Below are 14,762 nucleotides of genomic sequence, written 5' to 3' on the forward strand. Positions count from 1 at the left end.
TGTCGGATGGCTGCACCCGAGCCGGTCGGCGTCGAGCCTCGCCGCAGCAGGGGCGTGTCCGCGCGGACACGTGTCGCCGACGCGCTGAACTCCGGCGGACTGCGCGCCGTGCGGATGTGGTGGCGAGAACCCATCGACTATCGCTGGTTGCTGAGCACGCTCCGGAACCAGGGGGCGCTCGGCCTGCTGAAATTCTCGATCGGCACATCCGGGCTGGGCCTGTGCTTCGTCGCCCTCATGCTTCTGCTGTCGCCCGAGGGCCCGCAGAGCGCGTTCGGCCGGGCGGTGATCGGCCTGTTCGCCGTTGTGGCGCTGTTGGCGGCCCTGCGCTGGTATCTACTGCCCTGGCCGACTGCTTCGGTTTCCCTGGCGTTGATAGCAGTCGCGGATATCGCCATCACGATCTGCAGCCTGCTGGTCTCCGGCCGCGTGGCGATGATCAACGCGACCACCCTCATCCTGACCGGCGGCTACCTCGCGCTCTTCCACAGCGCCAAGGCTCTCGCCGTGCACGCGGGGTGGTCGCTGTTCTCGGTGCTGCTGGTCACGGGACGAATGATGATCTCTTCCGACTCCGATCGCGACGTCCCCCTTGCGATGGCCACCGCGCTGATCATGGTCCTCGCCGTCGTTTTCGTGCTCCCCACGCTGCAGTTCTTCTATTGGGTGCTGCGCACGAACGCGTTGTCGGATCCGCTGACAACCCTGCTGAACCGGCGCGGCCTCGATTACCACCTACCGAGAGTGTTCGCCCCCGGCGCGCCGCTCTGCGCGATGGTCATCGACCTGGATCGATTCAAGGAGGTCAACGACACCTTCGGGCATCAGGAGGGCGACCGGGTGCTGGCCAGAATCGCGGCACGGTTGCGCGACACCGCCGACCCCACTGCCACCATCGCGCGCACCGGTGGTGAGGAGTTCACGATCGTCGGTCCGCTGGACGCCGGAGCCGCTCGGGCGATGGCCGAGCGGCTGCGGCGGGCGGTCGAGAATTCGAGCGATGGGGCCGCGGTCACCGCCAGCATCGGCGTGGTGGTCGTCGACCTCGGTGCGGCGACCGATGACGGTGTCTCGCCCGAGCGGCTTCTCGGCTTCGCGGACACCGCCATGTATCGGGCGAAACAACGGGGCGGCAATGCCATCGTCGTCCGGGAACTGCGCGAACCTCTCGCTTGAGCGGGAAACCGGAGCCGCCGCGGGTCGGCTCGGAAATCGGCTCGTCGCAGCGGAATCGATGCGGCACCATGGGCGATGATGCGTTACTCACTCGCCGACATCCTGCCCTCGGTGGCCGCCGCCCTGGGGATGGATGTGCACAACCCGCTGGGCCTGAGGCCGAACCGCGATGTCGTGGTGCTGCTGGTCGACGGGTTGGGCGCCGAACTGCTCGCCCGCCACCGCGACACCGCGCCGACGCTGGCCGCACATGTGGCAACCACCGTGGCCACCGGATTCCCGGCCACGACCGCGGTCGGCCTGGCGAGCCTTGCGGTCGGCGCACCGTGCGCGACCCACGGCATCATCGGCTACAGCTTCGCCGTGCCCGCCGATGCGGGGCCGCGACTGCTCAACGCGCTGCGCTGGCGTCTGGACAGTGCGACCGGTCCGGATGCCCGCGAGCAGTACCCGCCCGAGCAGATACAGCCGGCTCGCAGCCGGGTTCAGGACCTCGCCGCGCACGGCGTCGAGGTGCACTACGTCGTTCCCGGATATCAGGGCGGATCCGGTCTGACGCGTGCCGTCTTCCGCGCCCCGGGCACGCTGCACCCGGCCGAAGACCTGGACGGCGTCCGGGACGGAATCCGTTCCGTCGCAGCCGGTTCCGGCTCCGGGGCCCGATTCGCCTACGCCTACTATCCGGAGCTGGACGCGAACGGACATCTGTACGGTCCGGGATCGGCGCAATGGCTGGCGGAACTGGCTCGGATCGATGCGCTCGTGGCGGATCTGCTGACCGAACTGCCCGCGACGTGCACGCTGATCGTCACCGGAGATCACGGCATGATTCGCGCGGGCGAGGTCGTCGATCTGGACGCACGCGCCGACCTGCATCGCGAGGTGCGATTGATCGGCGGGGAGGCCCGGGCGCGGCACGTCTACCTGGAACGTCCCGGCGCGCTGCCCGATGTGCTGGCCGCGTGGGCCGAGGAACTGGCCGGGCACGCACGTGTGGTGAGTCGCGACCAGGCGCTGGCCGAGCACTGGTTCGGGCCCACCCCGCCCGGTCCGGCGATCGCCGAACGGATCGGCGACATCATCGCGGTGGCACGCGACCGCAGCGTGCTCGTCTGCCCCGGTCGCGAACCTGTCGAATCGACACTGCTCGGCCACCACGGCGCGTGGACCGACGACGAACAACTGGTACCGGTGGTCGTCGGCGGATAGTGGCTGCGGCCCCGCGGCTTTCGGTCACGACGGCGACGGCGCGGAATCGCGGCGCCGGGTCGATCGTCGATCGATCGCCGCGCCGACCTCGTCGATCGCCGTGCGGATGAGCCGGCCGTAGCCGTCCTCGGTCAGCGCGCCGGCATGGTCGCGCGCCGCGGCGATGTGCTCCGCGGCGGCGTCGAACGAACCCAGCAGCCGGTAGTTGTCGGCGAGGTTCAGATGCAGCGAGGGGTAGAACCCGGCGATGTGCAGACTCGCGTGATGGCTCTGCACCCGCGCCTCGGTGAGGGCGTCGGCCGCGTCGAGGGCCCGTATGTCCCACACGAGTGCCCGGGCCGGATCGGTGTGGAGGTCGGCCAGGTAGTGGGCGAGGGTGCAGCGGTGCAGCGGATCGCCCACCGGTCCGATCGTCTCCCACAGTTCGGCGAGTTGCCCTCGGGCGGAGTCGGTTTCGCCCTGCCGGCCGCGTTCCACGGCCGCGCCGATGGCCGCCATGGTGGGGTCGTGGGCAACGGTGTCGGTCATGATTCCTCGAACTGGGCAGGGGCGACGGGCATCGCCAGAGTGGTGAGGTCGCCGTCGTCCGCGGATCGGATGACGACGGGCTGCTTCGGACCGGCGATGTCGATCATCACGTCCGGGCCGATGGCAGCGCCGATCGCCGGGTAGAGGGTGGTGATGTCGAAGGTGAGCTCGACATCCGGTCCGGTGACCGCGGCCGAAATCTGTTCGGCCGCATCGGAACCGGCCCCGGTGAGCGCTATCGCCCCGGTGCGGACGCACAGCCGGATATGGCGTGCGCGTAGCGATTCCACCGCCCGGACGAGTGCGTCCCTCGGCGTCACGACGCGCGTGCGGGCGGTGTCGATGGAACCCAGCAGCATGCGGTGGTCGGGAAACGGTCCCGGCAGGATGCGGCACGTACCGGCCGGCGACTCACCGGCCCGGAACCGGACCGAATGCGGTCCGGCATCCAGCCGGACCTGGTGGTGGCGGCGGATCCGCGGCACGGCCAGCCGCAGATCGTCACCGTCGACGGTCGCGGCCCACTCGGTCGAACTCGGCCGCTCGGGGACGAGGGTGCGGGTGGCGAGCCGGAAGCGATCGGTGGCCGTGAGCGTCAGCGCCTCCGCCGAGACCTCGACGTGGACACCGCTCAAGACGGGATGCTCCGGCTCGTGCACGGTCGCGGCGAGTATCTGCTCGACCGCCGTCGCGAAGACGGGACCACTGACCGTCGCGACCGCCCACCCGCGCCCGGTGCCGAGCGTCGCCTTGATCTCGGCTGCCCTTCCACGAGCGCGGCGCACCTGCTGTTCCAGCCCGGCGACGTGCTCGTCGATGAGCTGTCCCGCGCTCTCGCCCCCGGCCGCCAGCACCGCCGCGATGGTGTCCAGCGGCATGCCGATCTCGCGCAAACCGCGAATCGCCACCGCCCGTTCCAACTGGTCGTCGGCGTAGTACCGATATCCCGACACCGGATCCACGATCGCGGGCGGTAGCAGTCCGGAGTCGGCGTAGAACCGCAGTGCGCTCGCCGTGAGCCCGCTGGCCCGCGCGAACGCTCCGATCGTCACCATTCCGGATTCCGCCACCGCCCCATCATGAAGCTTCAGCCGACCTGAAGGTCAAGAGCGGTGAATTTCACGAGCGGTGGCTCGACCTCACCGCCGGAAGGTGCGCGAATGCGCCGACACGAGGGCGTGCGGGCAATGCGGACGGCCGCGGGGTGCGGGTGCGAATCCGTCGAAGCGCAGCGGCGGGGCCGGTGCGCGCAGCGTCAGCGTCGACGTCCACGGCCGCGCCGGCATCTCCATCCGGCACGCGACGTTCCAGCCGAACGGAATCGCGTGGGCGCGTTCGCCGTGTTCCTCCAGGCGATCGGCGAACTCGGCCAGCACGTCCAGGGTGTCGGCGAGATGGGTCAGTACGTCGGCCTGACCGGAGGCGAAGGTGAAACGACTGCCGCCCGCCACGCAGAACGGACTGCCGGCGAGGACGACGAAGGATGCGTCGCTGTCGGCGCACAGTTGCCGGACCGCGCGCACGGCGTCACCACTGATGGGGCAGTCCCCGGGCTCGACGACGATGCGCACCAGCAGGCAGTCGAAGAATCGCCGCGGTACGCCCACGGCGGCGGAGGGCAGTTCCACCGCGCACGGACCGGCGTCGACGGGCGTGTATTCGAAGCTGCGCCAACGACTTCCGGAAATTCTCATCGTCGCGCTCGCCTCACGGTGCGGCCGGCGTGGTCCGCTTGACGCCGCAGAGGGTGTAGCAGAACACGAACGGCTCGGTGCCGTCGTTGAACCAGGCATGCGGGGCGCCGTGCTGCACAACACAATCGCCCGGTCGCAGTGCCACATCCTCACCGTCGCCGATCCGCAGGCGGCCCTCTCCGCTGAGCACCACCACGAAGTCGACGCTCTCGGTGGCGTGCACGCCGGGACGAGCCGGGTCGAAGGCCGCCATCATGCCCGGCAGCTTCTGCTCCGCCTCGGCCGCCACCGCCGCCATCTCGGCCTCGGACAGCTCGGCGTCGGGCTCGTAACTCAAACCCGGTGGGACGGAGATGAATCCGAAGCGCACTCCGCCCGGGCCGGGAAAGTAGCTGGTGTCGGCATCGGGCGGCATCCGGTCGACGGGAAGCGTGGGCAGCTCGTCGACCTCCCACATCCGATGCAGTTGCGCCCCCGGCAACAATGCCAGCGTCAGCGGCTCGACCTTCTCGTCGGAAAGTACTGTGCCCTGTCCGGCGCCGTCGTCCCCGACCACGATCCTGCGCATGAAAACCTCCTGATCCTCATCCATTCCGCGCTGATCCGGAACCGTATTCCGCCGTTGTACAGCCCGTTTCCGGATATCAGCTCTCTGGCACGGTAGCGAGCGCCGGGGCGTGCCCACGTGTCCTGAAACGCACGGCCATTGTTCGCGTGCGCAGAATCGGAAAACCGGCGATGATATCCACGATGACCACTGCCGAATCGGAGACGACGAGTGCGATCGAGCCGCACGAGCGGGTCGATTACTGGGCTCATCTGATCAGCTCGTACCAGTGTGCGCTGGGCTACCGGTTCCCGACTTCCGCGGACTTTCACGGCCGGACCTCGCTGCGCCGTACCGAGTCGTATCAACTCGTCGGCTGGGAATCCGATGCCGTCACCTATTTCCGGAGTGCGCGGCTCATTCGCACCGACCCCGACCACGATTATCGTCTGCTCGTACCGATCACCGGGACCCTGGCCTTCCGCCACGGCGACGACACCGGTTCCCTGCCGCCCGGCAGCGCGTGCCTGGTCTCCACCGACGAACCCTTCGAGATGTCGATGTGTGAGGGCTCGCACGGGCTCATCGTCACGATCGCGCGCGAGGACATCCGGCATCGTCTGAACCGCCGGGAGCCACCGCCGCGGCCGCTCGATCTCAGCACCGGGATCGGCGGCGTCGCCGGGGCGGTGGCCGGCACCCTGTACACCGAGCGCGCAGCGCTCACCGACCACCAATTCGACACGGTCGCAGAACAATTGGTGGATCTGCTGTGTATGCAGATTCTCGGGGAACCGCCGAGTGCGCCCGCCCAGCTGGCGCAGGTGGAGGTGAGTGCCCGGCGCTACATCCGCACGCATGCGGGCGATCCGGAGCTCACCGGCGCGCGCGTCGCGGCGGCCCTCGGCTGGTCGCTGCGCCAGCTGCAACTCGCCTTCAGTCAGGCCGGCACCACGCCGAGCGAGGTCATCCGGGAGCAGCGGCTGCAGATCGCCCGCGACCGCCTGCGGAATCCGGCTTACCGGCAGCGCAGCGTCGCCGATATCGGCGCGGATCTGGGATTCGGTTCGGCCAGTAGTTTCACCAAGGCGTTCCGCCGCCGCTTCCACACCACTCCCGGTCAGCTGCGCGCCTGAACATCCCGGTAGTCCGCCGGAATGCCGACGGCCCGCCTCCGTGCATGGGGTCGGGGGCGGGCCGAGGTTGCGGAGCGCGGCTCAGTTGAAGATGCCGCCGCCCTGGGTGGCGGACCCCGCCGACCCCGTCACGAACAGGTTCATGATGTTGGTGAAGACGCTGTTCGAGTTCACTGTGCCGGCGGAGTTGGAGTCGATCAGGGCGATAAAGGCGTTCATGAACTGCTTCCTCGTGCATCATGGGTCCGCGGACCCGGTTGGTTGTCCTGCCGTGCTCAGCGCAGTGGAATGAAGCTTAACCAAAATCAGCCGAATCTGAACAACCTTCTTTTCGGATTTTTCGGGCACTCCTGTCGGATCGGTGCGGCGGCGTGCTGTGGACAGGTTTCCTCGTCCAGAGTAAAAAAGTGGAACACGTTTCAATTTTGGGTGCGACGGGAGACGCAATGGACCACGCTGCCATGGGCGAGCTGGTGATGGCCGGATTTCAGAAGCTGGGATTCATCCAGTTCGCGGGGGTGGAAGGGGTGGAATATCTGCCCGGCCGCAATGTGGTGAGCATGGCGCCGAAGCCGGAACACCTCAATCACAACGGCGACGTGCATGCCGCGATCCTGTTCGGCCTCGCGGAGACGGCCGCGATGGGCGCCTCCATTTCCGGCATCGTCGACCTGATGGGCGAGACGTTCGTCGTCGCGCGCGACGGCCGGATCGAATATCTGGCCCGGGCCAAGGGCGAGGCGGGCCCGTTCCGCGCCACCTCGGAGTTGACCGCGGCGGAACTGGACCAGGCCCGCGCCGCTATCGCCGCGCAGCAGCCGGTGGAACTGGCGATGCCCGTCGACATCACCGACAGCATCGGCAAGTCGGTCGCCGCGGCCACGTTCACCGCGGTGATCCGGCCGCGCCGCAAGTAGCCGCGCCGCGAATACGCGGGCGGTGAAGGAGATTCAGCGCTCGCTGTCCAGCATGGCCATCTGCGGGGCGGCGTAGCGGTCACCGGCGACCGCCTCGGCGGGCGCCGCCGCCTCGATCGCGGCGAGCTCCGACTCGGAGAGCCGAATATCCAGTGCGGCAACCGCTTCGGTCCAGCGGTCGAGCCGGCGCGCGCCGATCAGCGGGACGATATCGGCGCCTCGGGTCAGGACCCAGGCGATCGCCAGCTGTGCCACGCTCACGCCGTGCCGGTCGCCGATCTCCGCCAGCGCGGAGACCAGCCGGAGATTGGTGGTGAGGTTCTCGCCCTGGAATCGCGGGCTGTGGGCGCGGAAATCATCGGGGGCGAAGGTCTGGTTCGCGCGCATGGAGTCGCTCAGCAAGCCGCGCGAGAGCACACCGTAGGCGGTGATCCCGATGCCGAGTTCCCGTGCCGTGGGCAGGATTTCGCGCTCGATGCCCCGGGTGATGAGGGCGTACTCGATCTGCAGATCGACGATCGGTGCCACTGCCGCCGCACGCCGCAGGGTCTGCGCGCCGACCTCGGACAGTCCGATGTGGCGCACATAGCCGGCCTGCACCATCTCCGCGATCGCGCCCACGGTGTCCTCGATCGGAACCGCCGGATCCAGCCGTGCGGGACGGTAGATGTCGACGTAGTCCACTCCCAGCCGCTGCAGCGAATAGTGCAGGAAGTTGCGCATCGCCTCGGGGCGCGTGTCGACGCCGCCGAAGCTGCCGTCCGGACCGCGCAGGGCGCCGAATTTCACGCTCAGCTGGTAGTCCTCGCGCGGGCGCTGGGCGAGGGCCCGGTGGATCAGCATTTCGTTGTGTCCGGCGCCGTAGAAATCGCCGGTGTCGACGAGGGTGGCGCCGGAGTCGAGGGCGGCGTGGATGGTGGCGATGGATTCGGTCTCGTCGGATTTCCCGTAGGCGCCCGACATCCCCATCGCGCCGAGACCGATGCGTCCGACCTTCGGGCCCGTCGCGCCCAGTTGTGTCTGCTCGATAGTCATGCTCGAATCCTGCGCCTCGATCCGCCGCCTTCGGCAGAGATCGTTTATCGGGGGATCGGCGATCCCTGGCTGCGGCCGCCGCGCCGGGGCACAGTGGAGTGATGGATCGCGATGAACTGGCCGATTTCCTGCGGCGCCGGCGCGAACAGCTACAGCCCGCCGATGTGGGACTGCTGCCCGGTACCCGCCGCCGGACTCCCGGCCTGCGTCGCGACGAGGTCGCCCTGCTCGCCGGGATGTCCACCGACTACTACACCCGTCTCGAGCAGTCGCGGGGCCCGCGGCCCTCGGTGCAGGTTCTCGGCGCACTCGCCCGCGCGCTGCGGCTCACCGACGACGAGCGCGACCATCTCTACCACCTGTGCGGCCATGCGGCGCCCCATCGTGGCGGCGGCGACCGGCACGTCGGACCCGGGCTGCTCTACCTGCTGGACAAGCTGGAGGACACGCCCGCGTGCGTGGTGTCGGATCTCGGCGAGATCCTCGCGCAGAACCGCATGCACATCAACATGATGGGTGACCACACCCGCTTCACCGGCATGGATCGCTACCTGCTGTGGCGCTGGTTCACCGATACGGCCGGCCGGGAGACGTTCCCCGACGCCGACTGGGACCGGCTGACCCGCCGGCACGTCGCCGATCTGCGGGCGACCGCCGCGCGGCGGGCGGGCGACCCCGACGTGACGGAACTGGTGACCAAGCTGCGGGCGGTCAGTCCCGAATTCGAACGGCTGTGGTCGGCGCACGAGGTGGCGGTCCGGATCAGCGATGCCAAGCGGATCCGGCATCCGCAGGTAGGGCTGCTCGACCTGGTCTGCGAAACGCTGGTGACGCCGAATGCCGCCCAGCATCTGCTGGTCTACTATCCGCGCCCCGGTACCGACGCCAAGGAGCGGCTGGAACTGTTGCGTGTCATCGGAACCCAGACCATGACCGACGAGACCGATTCGGGCAGCACGGTTTTCGATCGGGGCTGATCAGCGGGGCGGGAACGTGCGGCGGGTGCGCGGTCGCAACCGCAGGTTGGGCAGCGGCGGCGCCGGAATGCGTTGCTGCGGAGTATGTCCCGCGACGTCGCCGAAGCGTTCGGTGTCGTGCTTCTCCCATGCGGTGCGGGCGGCGTCGATCTCGTCGTGGCTGCGACCGACGAAGTTCCACCACATCACCAGATCCTCGCCGAAGGGCTGGCCGCCGATCAGCACCACCCGCGCACCGGATGCGCTGCGCAGCCGCAGTTCGGCGCGGTCGCTGCCCAGATACAGCAGCGGACCGGGTTCGGCGAGTACGTCGTCGATGCGCACCTCACCCGACATCACCAGTACCGCATGCTCGAATTCGGGTGCCAGCGGCAGATGTGCGTCCGCGCCCGGGCCGACGGTGATGTCCGCGCCGACGATCGGGGAGTAGGTGATCGCCGGGGAGCGCACATCCCCGAGCGAGCCGATCAGCACGGTCGCCCGCAGTCCCGGGCGGGCCAGCACGGGCAACTCGCGATGCTGCTCGAAGTGCGGGGCGATATCGCGGTGCGCGTGCGGCAGGGCGATCCAGAACTGCAGCCCCTGCCCGGCGGGCGCACCGGGCACGGTGTACTCCGAATGCGCGATACCGCGTCCGGAGGTCATCAGATTCAGCTGGCCGGGTTCGATCTCCACATCGGATCCGACGCTGTCGCGATGCCGGATCCGGCCGTCGAACGGCCAGGTCACCGTCTGCAATCCGATATGCGGATGGGGATCGATATCCGGCGGCAGCCGATGCGAGGTCTCGGTCGAACCGAAGTGGTCGAGGAAACACCAGGCCCCGACCGTCGGCAGATCGCGCTGGGGCAGCACCCGCATCACCGTGACGCCGCGCACGCCGCCCAGTGGCACCTCCCGCGCCGGATAGAAATCCGCCCGCGGGCCGGGCGCCGGCGACGATTCGCACAGCGCCTCGGCGGGATTCGCCTCGAGATCGCTCATCGGCCACCTCCGGTCCGGGGTCACCGCTGATGCCGGGCGCGGTTACCGCTGAATGCCTTTGCCCACTACGCGAGCATCGTAGTCCGGGTGCTTGTCGAGCCAGCTCTTGATGAACGAGCAGCGGGGCACGATCGCACGGCCGCGGTCGATCGTGTCCACGATCGCGTGCCGCGCCAGCGTGCCGGCCAGGCCCTTCCCGCTGAACTCCGAATCCACCTCGGTGTGGATGAAGGTGGTGTCCTCGCCGTTGTCGCGATATTCGGCGAATCCGGCGAGTTTGTCGCCGTACCACACCTCGTAGCGGTGCTGCGCGTCGTTGCGGACGACTGCTGCGGTCGCGGCCTGATCGATCATCGGGTTACTCCTTCCGTTCCCGCACCGGATGCCTGCTCATGATCGACACGCGATTGAACGCGCCGATGGTCGTCGCGACCCAGACGATCACCGAAACCTGTTCGTCCGAGAGCTGTTGCCGCGCATGGGCGTACACACGTTGCAGGGTGTCCTCATCGGGCAACGTGGTGGTCGTCTCGGCGAGTGCGAGGGCGGCGCATTCGGACGGGGTGAACAACTCGGTACGCCGCCAGGCCGGCAACACGTCGAGTTGCTGTCGGGTCACGCCTGCCTTCAGCGCTGCCTGGGAGTGCAGATCCAGGCAGTACGCGCATCCGTTGATCTGCGAGACGCGCACGTTGACCAGCTCGACCACGGAGCGGTCGAGACCGGCGGCCGCGGCGGCGTTGCGGACGGCCAGTGCGACGCTGTTGAGCGCGCGGAAGGGCTCGGGACTCTGTTTGTCGATCCAGATGCGGGCATCGGCGGCGGGGGTTTGCATAGCGGAGGCATCCTAACCGTGCGCTGCGTCACCTTGCGCGGGATGTATGCGACGTCACGCGGGTTCAGATGTCTTGCATGGCAGCCACTCTGCCCTCGTAGAGGCCGATCTTGCGGTCCAGCACGGCGAGTGTGCTGTGCAGGTCCTCGATCTGGGCGAGCACGCCCTCGCGGGTCTTGCGGAACATCTCCAGCCGCTCCGGAGTGGTCTCGTCGCCGGCGCGCACCAGTTCGGCGTAGTGGACCATATCGGCGACCGACATCCCGGTGGTTCGCAGACAGCCGATCAGGTGCAGCCAGCTCAGGTCTCGATCGCTGAACCGGCGCTTGCCGCTGGAATCGCGGCCGATGTAGTCCATCAGTCCGATTCGCTCGTACCAGCGCAGCGTGTCGCGGGTGAGGCCGGACCGCTCCGCGACATCGCCGATCGAATACTTCGGGCGCTCGTAATCCTCGGTGTGCTCGAGCGGATTCGCCGTGGTTGCCGTCATCGCCCCTCGCCTTCCTGAGCCGCTTCCCGACCCGCACCGGCTGCGCCGGATCTGCGCTTCGACAGTACCCACCTGGAGTGCACTCTATGCAAGCCCGAGCGCATCGGAACGTACCGGCCGGGCTCGACTCGGCGGCGGCTCAACCCCGCTGCGGCAATTCCTGCACGGCCCACTTGTTGCCGTCGGGATCGGCGAAATAGGTGAACAGGCCCCAGCCCTCGTCCTTGACCGGCGTGGCCTCCACGCCGGCGGCCACCAGTTGTCGATAGGCCTCCTCGGCGCTGGACACCACCATCTGCATACCGACCACGCTGCCCGGCGCGGCGTCGGTGATGCCCTTGCCGATGCAGATCGAACACCCCGAACCCGGCGGAGTCAGCTGCACGAACCGGATGTCCTCGGTCGGGCTGGCGTCGTGGTCGGCGTTGAATCCGATGCTCGTGTAGAAGTCCTTCGCCCGGTCGACGTCGGTGACCGGGATGGCGACGAGTTCGATTTTCCAATCCATGTGAGGAGCATCTCATCGACCACCGACAATCCGGGTTGCCGGACAATTCGGGCGCAACCAGCGCCGAGCACCTACTCTGAGTACATGGCCAAGGAAATCGATCGGGTCCGGGCGCGGTCGGCGCTGGAAACGGTCAAGGAAAGCCCGTTCATCGCCCTCGTCGCGGCGGTCCCGGTGATCGTCGTACTGGGCGTCGTCTGGGCGCTGACGAACTGGTTCGTCGCGTTGCTGGTGCTCGTGCTGCTCGGCGCGGTCGTCGTCGTGCGCGGCAAATTCCTACGCTGACAAGCCTTTTCGACACCAGCGCGTCAGCGCGGCACGTGGAACCGGACCAATTCGCCGGTGCCCGGGTCCGCGCGTGACCACGGCCGGTCGAATTCCAGCACCGCCAGTGCGGAGGTCGGGAATTTGCGGCTGAGCTCCTCCGCCGGCAGCGAGGCGCGATTGGCCGCCAGCTCCCACGCCGTCCACGGCATCCCCGGAGAGTGGCCGATCAGCAGCAGCGTCTCCACCTCGTCGCCGGTCAACTGGATCAATTCGATCAGCGTGTGCGGCGTGGCCTCGTAGATCGAATGCTCGTAGACGACCGGCGCGTCGATGCCGGTCGCGTCGAGCGTTTCGCGGGTCCGGACCGCGTCCGAACAGCACACCGCGTCGATCGCCGGCTGGGTCTCGCGCAGCCAGGTGCCGGCCAGCGCGGCCTCGCGCCGCCCCCGCGGCGCCAGCGGCCGATCGTGGTCGTCGACACCCGGCGGATATGCGGATTTACCGTGTCGCATCAGGATCAGCGTCCGCGCCATGAGCAATACCGTAGCGCCGCAGAAAGTAAACGGTGTTATCTAAATCGCTACCTGATGAGAGATGTAACTCACTCTCGAGGCACACTGAAGGTAGTGTCACAGCGGGGCCGAAGGCAACCGGTGCGATGCACGCCCTGTCCAAACCCGGGTGGGGACGTCCCATGATGTTTCGAGGATCTGCGAGATATGGCCTACGTGATCACGCAGCGTTGTTGCAACGACGCCAGCTGCGTTCCCGAGTGCCCGGTCGATTGCATTCGTCCCACTCCGGAGCAACCCGAGTTCGCGACGACCGAGCAGCTGTACATCGACCCCGACACCTGTATCGACTGTGGTGCGTGTGTGGATGCCTGCCCGGTGGAGGCCATCTTCTCCGAGGACGATCTGACGGCGTCGCTGGCTCGTTTCCGCGATATCAACGCCGCCTACTTCCAGCGCCACCCGCTGGAGTCGAATTTCGACCCGCTGGTGACCCCGGCACGCCCGCCCAAGGAGCTGGGCACGCTGCGGGTGGCGATCGTGGGCGCCGGTCCGGCGGCCTGCTATGCCGCCGACGAGCTGCTGCGCCGCGCCGATGTCGAGGTCGAGATGTTCGACCGGCTGCCCACCCCGTGGGGTCTGGTGCGCGCCGGTGTGGCCCCGGATCATCCGGGGACCAAGTCGGTGTCTGCCATGTTCGAGAGCGCGTTCCGGCGTGACACCCTGCAGTACCGGCTCAATGTCGAGGTGGGCAAACACATCTCGCACGAGGAACTGGCCGCCCATCACCACGCGGTGATCTACGCCGTGGGCGCCTCCACCGACCGCCGCCTGGACGTGCCCGGTGAGGATCTGCCCGGCAGCCATTCGGCGACCGAATTCGTGGCCTGGTACAACGGCCACCCCGACTACGCCGAGCGCAGCTTCGACCTGTCCGGTGAGCGCGTGGTGATCGTCGGTAACGGCAACGTCGCCCTCGACGTCGCACGCGTGCTGACGCTGTCGCCCGACGAGCTGGCCAAGACCGATATCGCCGACCACGCCCTGGACGCGCTGCGCTCGAGCAATATCCGTGAGGTCGTGGTGCTGGGCCGGCGCGGTCCGCTGCAGGCCGCCTACACCTCGGCGGAGTTCCTGGCGCTGGGACATCTGAAGGGCGTCGATGTGATCATCGACCCCGCCGAGCTGGAGCTGGATCCCGCCAGCCAGGCGCTGCTCGACGATCCCGATATCGAGCCCTCGCTGCGCCTGAAGTACGAACTGGCGCAGGAGTACGCGGCCAAGGCCCCGAACCCGGACAACAAGCGCATCGTGTTCCGCTACCTGGCGTCACCGACCGAGATCCGCGGCGAGGGTCACGTCGCCGAGCTCGAGTTCGTGCACAACGAACTCGTCAGCGAGGACGGCCGCGTCGTGGCGCGGGCGTCGGATCGCACCGAGACGCTGCCGGCGTCGATGGTGTTGCGCTCGATCGGCTATCGCGGTGTTCCCATCGCGGATCTGCCGTTCGACGAGCGCGCCGGGATCGTGCCCAACGAGCACGGCCGCGTGGTCGCCGACGGCGCTCACGTCACCGGCGTCTACGTCTCGGGCTGGATCAAGCGCGGTCCGCGCGGCGTGATCGGTTCCAACCGCGTGGATGCCACCGAAACCGTGGAACAGCTGCTCGAGGATTTCACCTCCGGCAAACTGGCTGCCCCGCAAGGAGATCGGGCCGCGCTCGAGGCCCTGCTCGCGCAGCGCCAGCCCGACGCCGTCGGCCGAGAGGGCTGGAAGGCCATCGACGCGGCCGAGAAGAGCGCCGGCAAGTCCGGCGGCCGCCCGCGGGTCAAGTTCACCACCATCGAAGATCTGCTCAAAGCCGCGCGCGGCTGAACACCGGTGCGTCCGGACCCTCCCCGCGGGGAGGGTCCGGACCTCGGCGGGGCTCCTTCGCGAACTCTCCGC

At 68.4% G+C, this 14,762-nt stretch carries 19 protein-coding genes; 7 read left to right on the forward strand and 12 right to left on the reverse strand.

The window, feature by feature from the left end; all coding sequences use genetic code 11:
- Nucleotides 1-6 precede the first annotated feature (6 nt).
- Both ACPCUW_RS19705 and ACPCUW_RS19710 read left to right on the forward strand, forming a co-directional pair.
- Entirely contained in the window at nt 7-1,176 is a 1,170-nt protein-coding gene (locus tag ACPCUW_RS19705) for a GGDEF domain-containing protein (RefSeq protein ID WP_104364587.1), read from the forward strand.
- Between the two features lie 78 nt (nt 1,177-1,254).
- Complete coding sequence (locus ACPCUW_RS19710; RefSeq protein ID WP_423426347.1) at nt 1,255-2,385, forward strand: alkaline phosphatase family protein; 1,131 nt, start codon at nt 1,255-1,257, stop codon at nt 2,383-2,385.
- 24 nt (nt 2,386-2,409) lie between these two features.
- On the opposite strand, the gene ACPCUW_RS19715 is transcribed toward ACPCUW_RS19710, so the two are convergent.
- The 4 genes from ACPCUW_RS19715 to ACPCUW_RS19730 all read right to left on the reverse strand — a co-directional run bounded on the left by ACPCUW_RS19715 (nt 2,410) and on the right by ACPCUW_RS19730 (nt 5,175).
- A complete protein-coding gene (locus ACPCUW_RS19715; RefSeq protein ID WP_423426348.1) occupies nt 2,410-2,913 on the reverse strand; it encodes a hypothetical protein in 504 nt (167 codons plus the stop codon).
- Complete coding sequence (locus tag ACPCUW_RS19720; RefSeq protein ID WP_423426350.1) at nt 2,910-3,983, reverse strand: MerR family transcriptional regulator; 1,074 nt, start codon at nt 3,981-3,983, stop codon at nt 2,910-2,912. The genes ACPCUW_RS19715 and ACPCUW_RS19720 overlap by 4 nt, the downstream gene beginning before the upstream one ends.
- A 69-nt stretch (nt 3,984-4,052) precedes the next feature.
- Nucleotides 4,053-4,607, reverse strand: coding sequence for a hypothetical protein (locus ACPCUW_RS19725; protein WP_146098790.1), 555 nt, complete (start codon nt 4,605-4,607; stop codon nt 4,053-4,055).
- Nucleotides 4,608-4,620: 13 nt separating this feature from the next.
- Nucleotides 4,621-5,175: a cupin domain-containing protein gene (locus tag ACPCUW_RS19730; RefSeq protein WP_423426351.1), complete on the reverse strand. Its 555-nt coding sequence runs from the start codon at nt 5,173-5,175 to the stop codon at nt 4,621-4,623.
- 182 nt (nt 5,176-5,357) lie between these two features.
- On the opposite strand from ACPCUW_RS19730, the gene ACPCUW_RS19735 reads away from it, so the two are divergent.
- Complete coding sequence (locus ACPCUW_RS19735; RefSeq protein ID WP_063013664.1) at nt 5,358-6,290, forward strand: AraC family transcriptional regulator; 933 nt, start codon at nt 5,358-5,360, stop codon at nt 6,288-6,290.
- An 81-nt stretch (nt 6,291-6,371) separates the two neighbouring features.
- On the opposite strand, the gene ACPCUW_RS19740 is transcribed toward ACPCUW_RS19735, so the two are convergent.
- Nucleotides 6,372-6,509 (reverse strand): hypothetical protein, encoded by a 138-nt coding sequence (locus ACPCUW_RS19740; RefSeq protein ID WP_156055745.1) that lies wholly within the window; start codon nt 6,507-6,509, stop codon nt 6,372-6,374.
- Nucleotides 6,510-6,661: 152 nt separating this feature from the next.
- Here ACPCUW_RS19740 and ACPCUW_RS19745 point away from each other — a divergent pair, with 152 nt between their 5' ends.
- Nucleotides 6,662-7,207, forward strand: coding sequence for a PaaI family thioesterase (locus ACPCUW_RS19745; RefSeq protein ID WP_423426353.1), 546 nt, complete (start codon nt 6,662-6,664; stop codon nt 7,205-7,207).
- Between the two features lie 33 nt (nt 7,208-7,240).
- On the opposite strand, the gene ACPCUW_RS19750 is transcribed toward ACPCUW_RS19745, so the two are convergent.
- Nucleotides 7,241-8,242 carry an aldo/keto reductase gene (locus tag ACPCUW_RS19750; protein ID WP_423426354.1) on the reverse strand — a complete coding sequence of 334 codons (1,002 nt, stop codon included), beginning with the start codon at nt 8,240-8,242 and terminating at the stop codon, nt 7,241-7,243.
- Between the two features lie 101 nt (nt 8,243-8,343).
- Here ACPCUW_RS19750 and ACPCUW_RS19755 point away from each other — a divergent pair, with 101 nt between their 5' ends.
- Nucleotides 8,344-9,219: a helix-turn-helix transcriptional regulator gene (locus tag ACPCUW_RS19755; RefSeq protein WP_063013660.1), complete on the forward strand. Its 876-nt coding sequence runs from the start codon at nt 8,344-8,346 to the stop codon at nt 9,217-9,219.
- Here ACPCUW_RS19755 and ACPCUW_RS19760 read toward each other — a convergent pair whose 3' ends face one another.
- The 5 genes from ACPCUW_RS19760 to ACPCUW_RS19780 all read right to left on the reverse strand — a co-directional run bounded on the left by ACPCUW_RS19760 (nt 9,220) and on the right by ACPCUW_RS19780 (nt 12,036).
- On the reverse strand, nt 9,220-10,203 hold the full coding sequence (locus ACPCUW_RS19760) for a pirin family protein (protein WP_423426357.1): 984 nt from the start codon (nt 10,201-10,203) through the stop codon (nt 9,220-9,222). It lies immediately after the preceding gene.
- Between the two features lie 42 nt (nt 10,204-10,245).
- Nucleotides 10,246-10,557 (reverse strand): GNAT family N-acetyltransferase, encoded by a 312-nt coding sequence (locus ACPCUW_RS19765; protein ID WP_423426359.1) that lies wholly within the window; start codon nt 10,555-10,557, stop codon nt 10,246-10,248.
- A 4-nt stretch (nt 10,558-10,561) separates the two neighbouring features.
- Nucleotides 10,562-11,038, reverse strand: coding sequence for a carboxymuconolactone decarboxylase family protein (locus ACPCUW_RS19770; protein ID WP_423426361.1), 477 nt, complete (start codon nt 11,036-11,038; stop codon nt 10,562-10,564).
- A gap of 64 nt (nt 11,039-11,102) precedes the next feature.
- A complete protein-coding gene (locus tag ACPCUW_RS19775) occupies nt 11,103-11,528 on the reverse strand; it encodes a MerR family transcriptional regulator (RefSeq protein WP_030517103.1) in 426 nt (141 codons plus the stop codon).
- A gap of 139 nt (nt 11,529-11,667) precedes the next feature.
- Complete coding sequence (locus tag ACPCUW_RS19780; protein ID WP_030517104.1) at nt 11,668-12,036, reverse strand: VOC family protein; 369 nt, start codon at nt 12,034-12,036, stop codon at nt 11,668-11,670.
- Between the two features lie 84 nt (nt 12,037-12,120).
- Here ACPCUW_RS19780 and ACPCUW_RS19785 point away from each other — a divergent pair, with 84 nt between their 5' ends.
- Nucleotides 12,121-12,321, forward strand: a complete 201-nt coding sequence (locus tag ACPCUW_RS19785) for a hypothetical protein (protein WP_030517105.1) — start codon at nt 12,121-12,123, stop codon at nt 12,319-12,321.
- A gap of 23 nt (nt 12,322-12,344) precedes the next feature.
- Here the strand turns inward: ACPCUW_RS19785 and ACPCUW_RS19790 are convergent, their stop codons facing one another.
- A complete protein-coding gene (locus ACPCUW_RS19790) occupies nt 12,345-12,836 on the reverse strand; it encodes a SixA phosphatase family protein (RefSeq protein WP_064906694.1) in 492 nt (163 codons plus the stop codon).
- Between the two features lie 186 nt (nt 12,837-13,022).
- On the opposite strand from ACPCUW_RS19790, the gene ACPCUW_RS19795 reads away from it, so the two are divergent.
- On the forward strand, nt 13,023-14,690 hold the full coding sequence (locus ACPCUW_RS19795; protein ID WP_064910951.1) for an FAD-dependent oxidoreductase: 1,668 nt from the start codon (nt 13,023-13,025) through the stop codon (nt 14,688-14,690).
- Nucleotides 14,691-14,762: the final 72 nt, after the last annotated feature.

Source organism: Nocardia sp. AB354 (assembly GCF_049538315.1).
GTDB classification, from domain to species: Bacteria; Actinomycetota; Actinomycetes; order Mycobacteriales; family Mycobacteriaceae; genus Nocardia; species Nocardia nova.

Excerpts from the sequence above, each read along its gene's own strand:
- ACPCUW_RS19705 (WP_104364587.1), top strand. The coding sequence starts at position 7 with ATGGCTGCACCCGAGCCGGTCGGCGTCGAGCCTCGCCGCAGCAGGGGC.
- ACPCUW_RS19710 (WP_423426347.1), top strand. The coding sequence starts at position 1,255 with ATGCGTTACTCACTCGCCGACATCCTGCCCTCGGTGGCCGCCGCCCTG.
- ACPCUW_RS19715 (WP_423426348.1), bottom strand. The coding sequence starts at position 2,913 with ATGACCGACACCGTTGCCCACGACCCCACCATGGCGGCCATCGGCGCG.
- ACPCUW_RS19725 (WP_146098790.1), bottom strand. The coding sequence starts at position 4,607 with ATGAGAATTTCCGGAAGTCGTTGGCGCAGCTTCGAATACACGCCCGTC.
- ACPCUW_RS19730 (WP_423426351.1), bottom strand. The coding sequence starts at position 5,175 with ATGCGCAGGATCGTGGTCGGGGACGACGGCGCCGGACAGGGCACAGTA.
- ACPCUW_RS19735 (WP_063013664.1), top strand. The coding sequence starts at position 5,358 with ATGACCACTGCCGAATCGGAGACGACGAGTGCGATCGAGCCGCACGAG.
- ACPCUW_RS19740 (WP_156055745.1), bottom strand. The coding sequence starts at position 6,509 with ATGAACGCCTTTATCGCCCTGATCGACTCCAACTCCGCCGGCACAGTG.
- ACPCUW_RS19750 (WP_423426354.1), bottom strand. The coding sequence starts at position 8,242 with ATGACTATCGAGCAGACACAACTGGGCGCGACGGGCCCGAAGGTCGGA.
- ACPCUW_RS19755 (WP_063013660.1), top strand. The coding sequence starts at position 8,344 with ATGGATCGCGATGAACTGGCCGATTTCCTGCGGCGCCGGCGCGAACAG.
- ACPCUW_RS19760 (WP_423426357.1), bottom strand. The coding sequence starts at position 10,203 with ATGAGCGATCTCGAGGCGAATCCCGCCGAGGCGCTGTGCGAATCGTCG.
- ACPCUW_RS19765 (WP_423426359.1), bottom strand. The coding sequence starts at position 10,557 with ATGATCGATCAGGCCGCGACCGCAGCAGTCGTCCGCAACGACGCGCAG.
- ACPCUW_RS19770 (WP_423426361.1), bottom strand. The coding sequence starts at position 11,038 with ATGCAAACCCCCGCCGCCGATGCCCGCATCTGGATCGACAAACAGAGT.
- ACPCUW_RS19775 (WP_030517103.1), bottom strand. The coding sequence starts at position 11,528 with ATGACGGCAACCACGGCGAATCCGCTCGAGCACACCGAGGATTACGAG.
- ACPCUW_RS19780 (WP_030517104.1), bottom strand. The coding sequence starts at position 12,036 with ATGGATTGGAAAATCGAACTCGTCGCCATCCCGGTCACCGACGTCGAC.
- ACPCUW_RS19785 (WP_030517105.1), top strand. The coding sequence starts at position 12,121 with ATGGCCAAGGAAATCGATCGGGTCCGGGCGCGGTCGGCGCTGGAAACG.
- ACPCUW_RS19790 (WP_064906694.1), bottom strand. The coding sequence starts at position 12,836 with ATGGCGCGGACGCTGATCCTGATGCGACACGGTAAATCCGCATATCCG.
- ACPCUW_RS19795 (WP_064910951.1), top strand. The coding sequence starts at position 13,023 with ATGGCCTACGTGATCACGCAGCGTTGTTGCAACGACGCCAGCTGCGTT.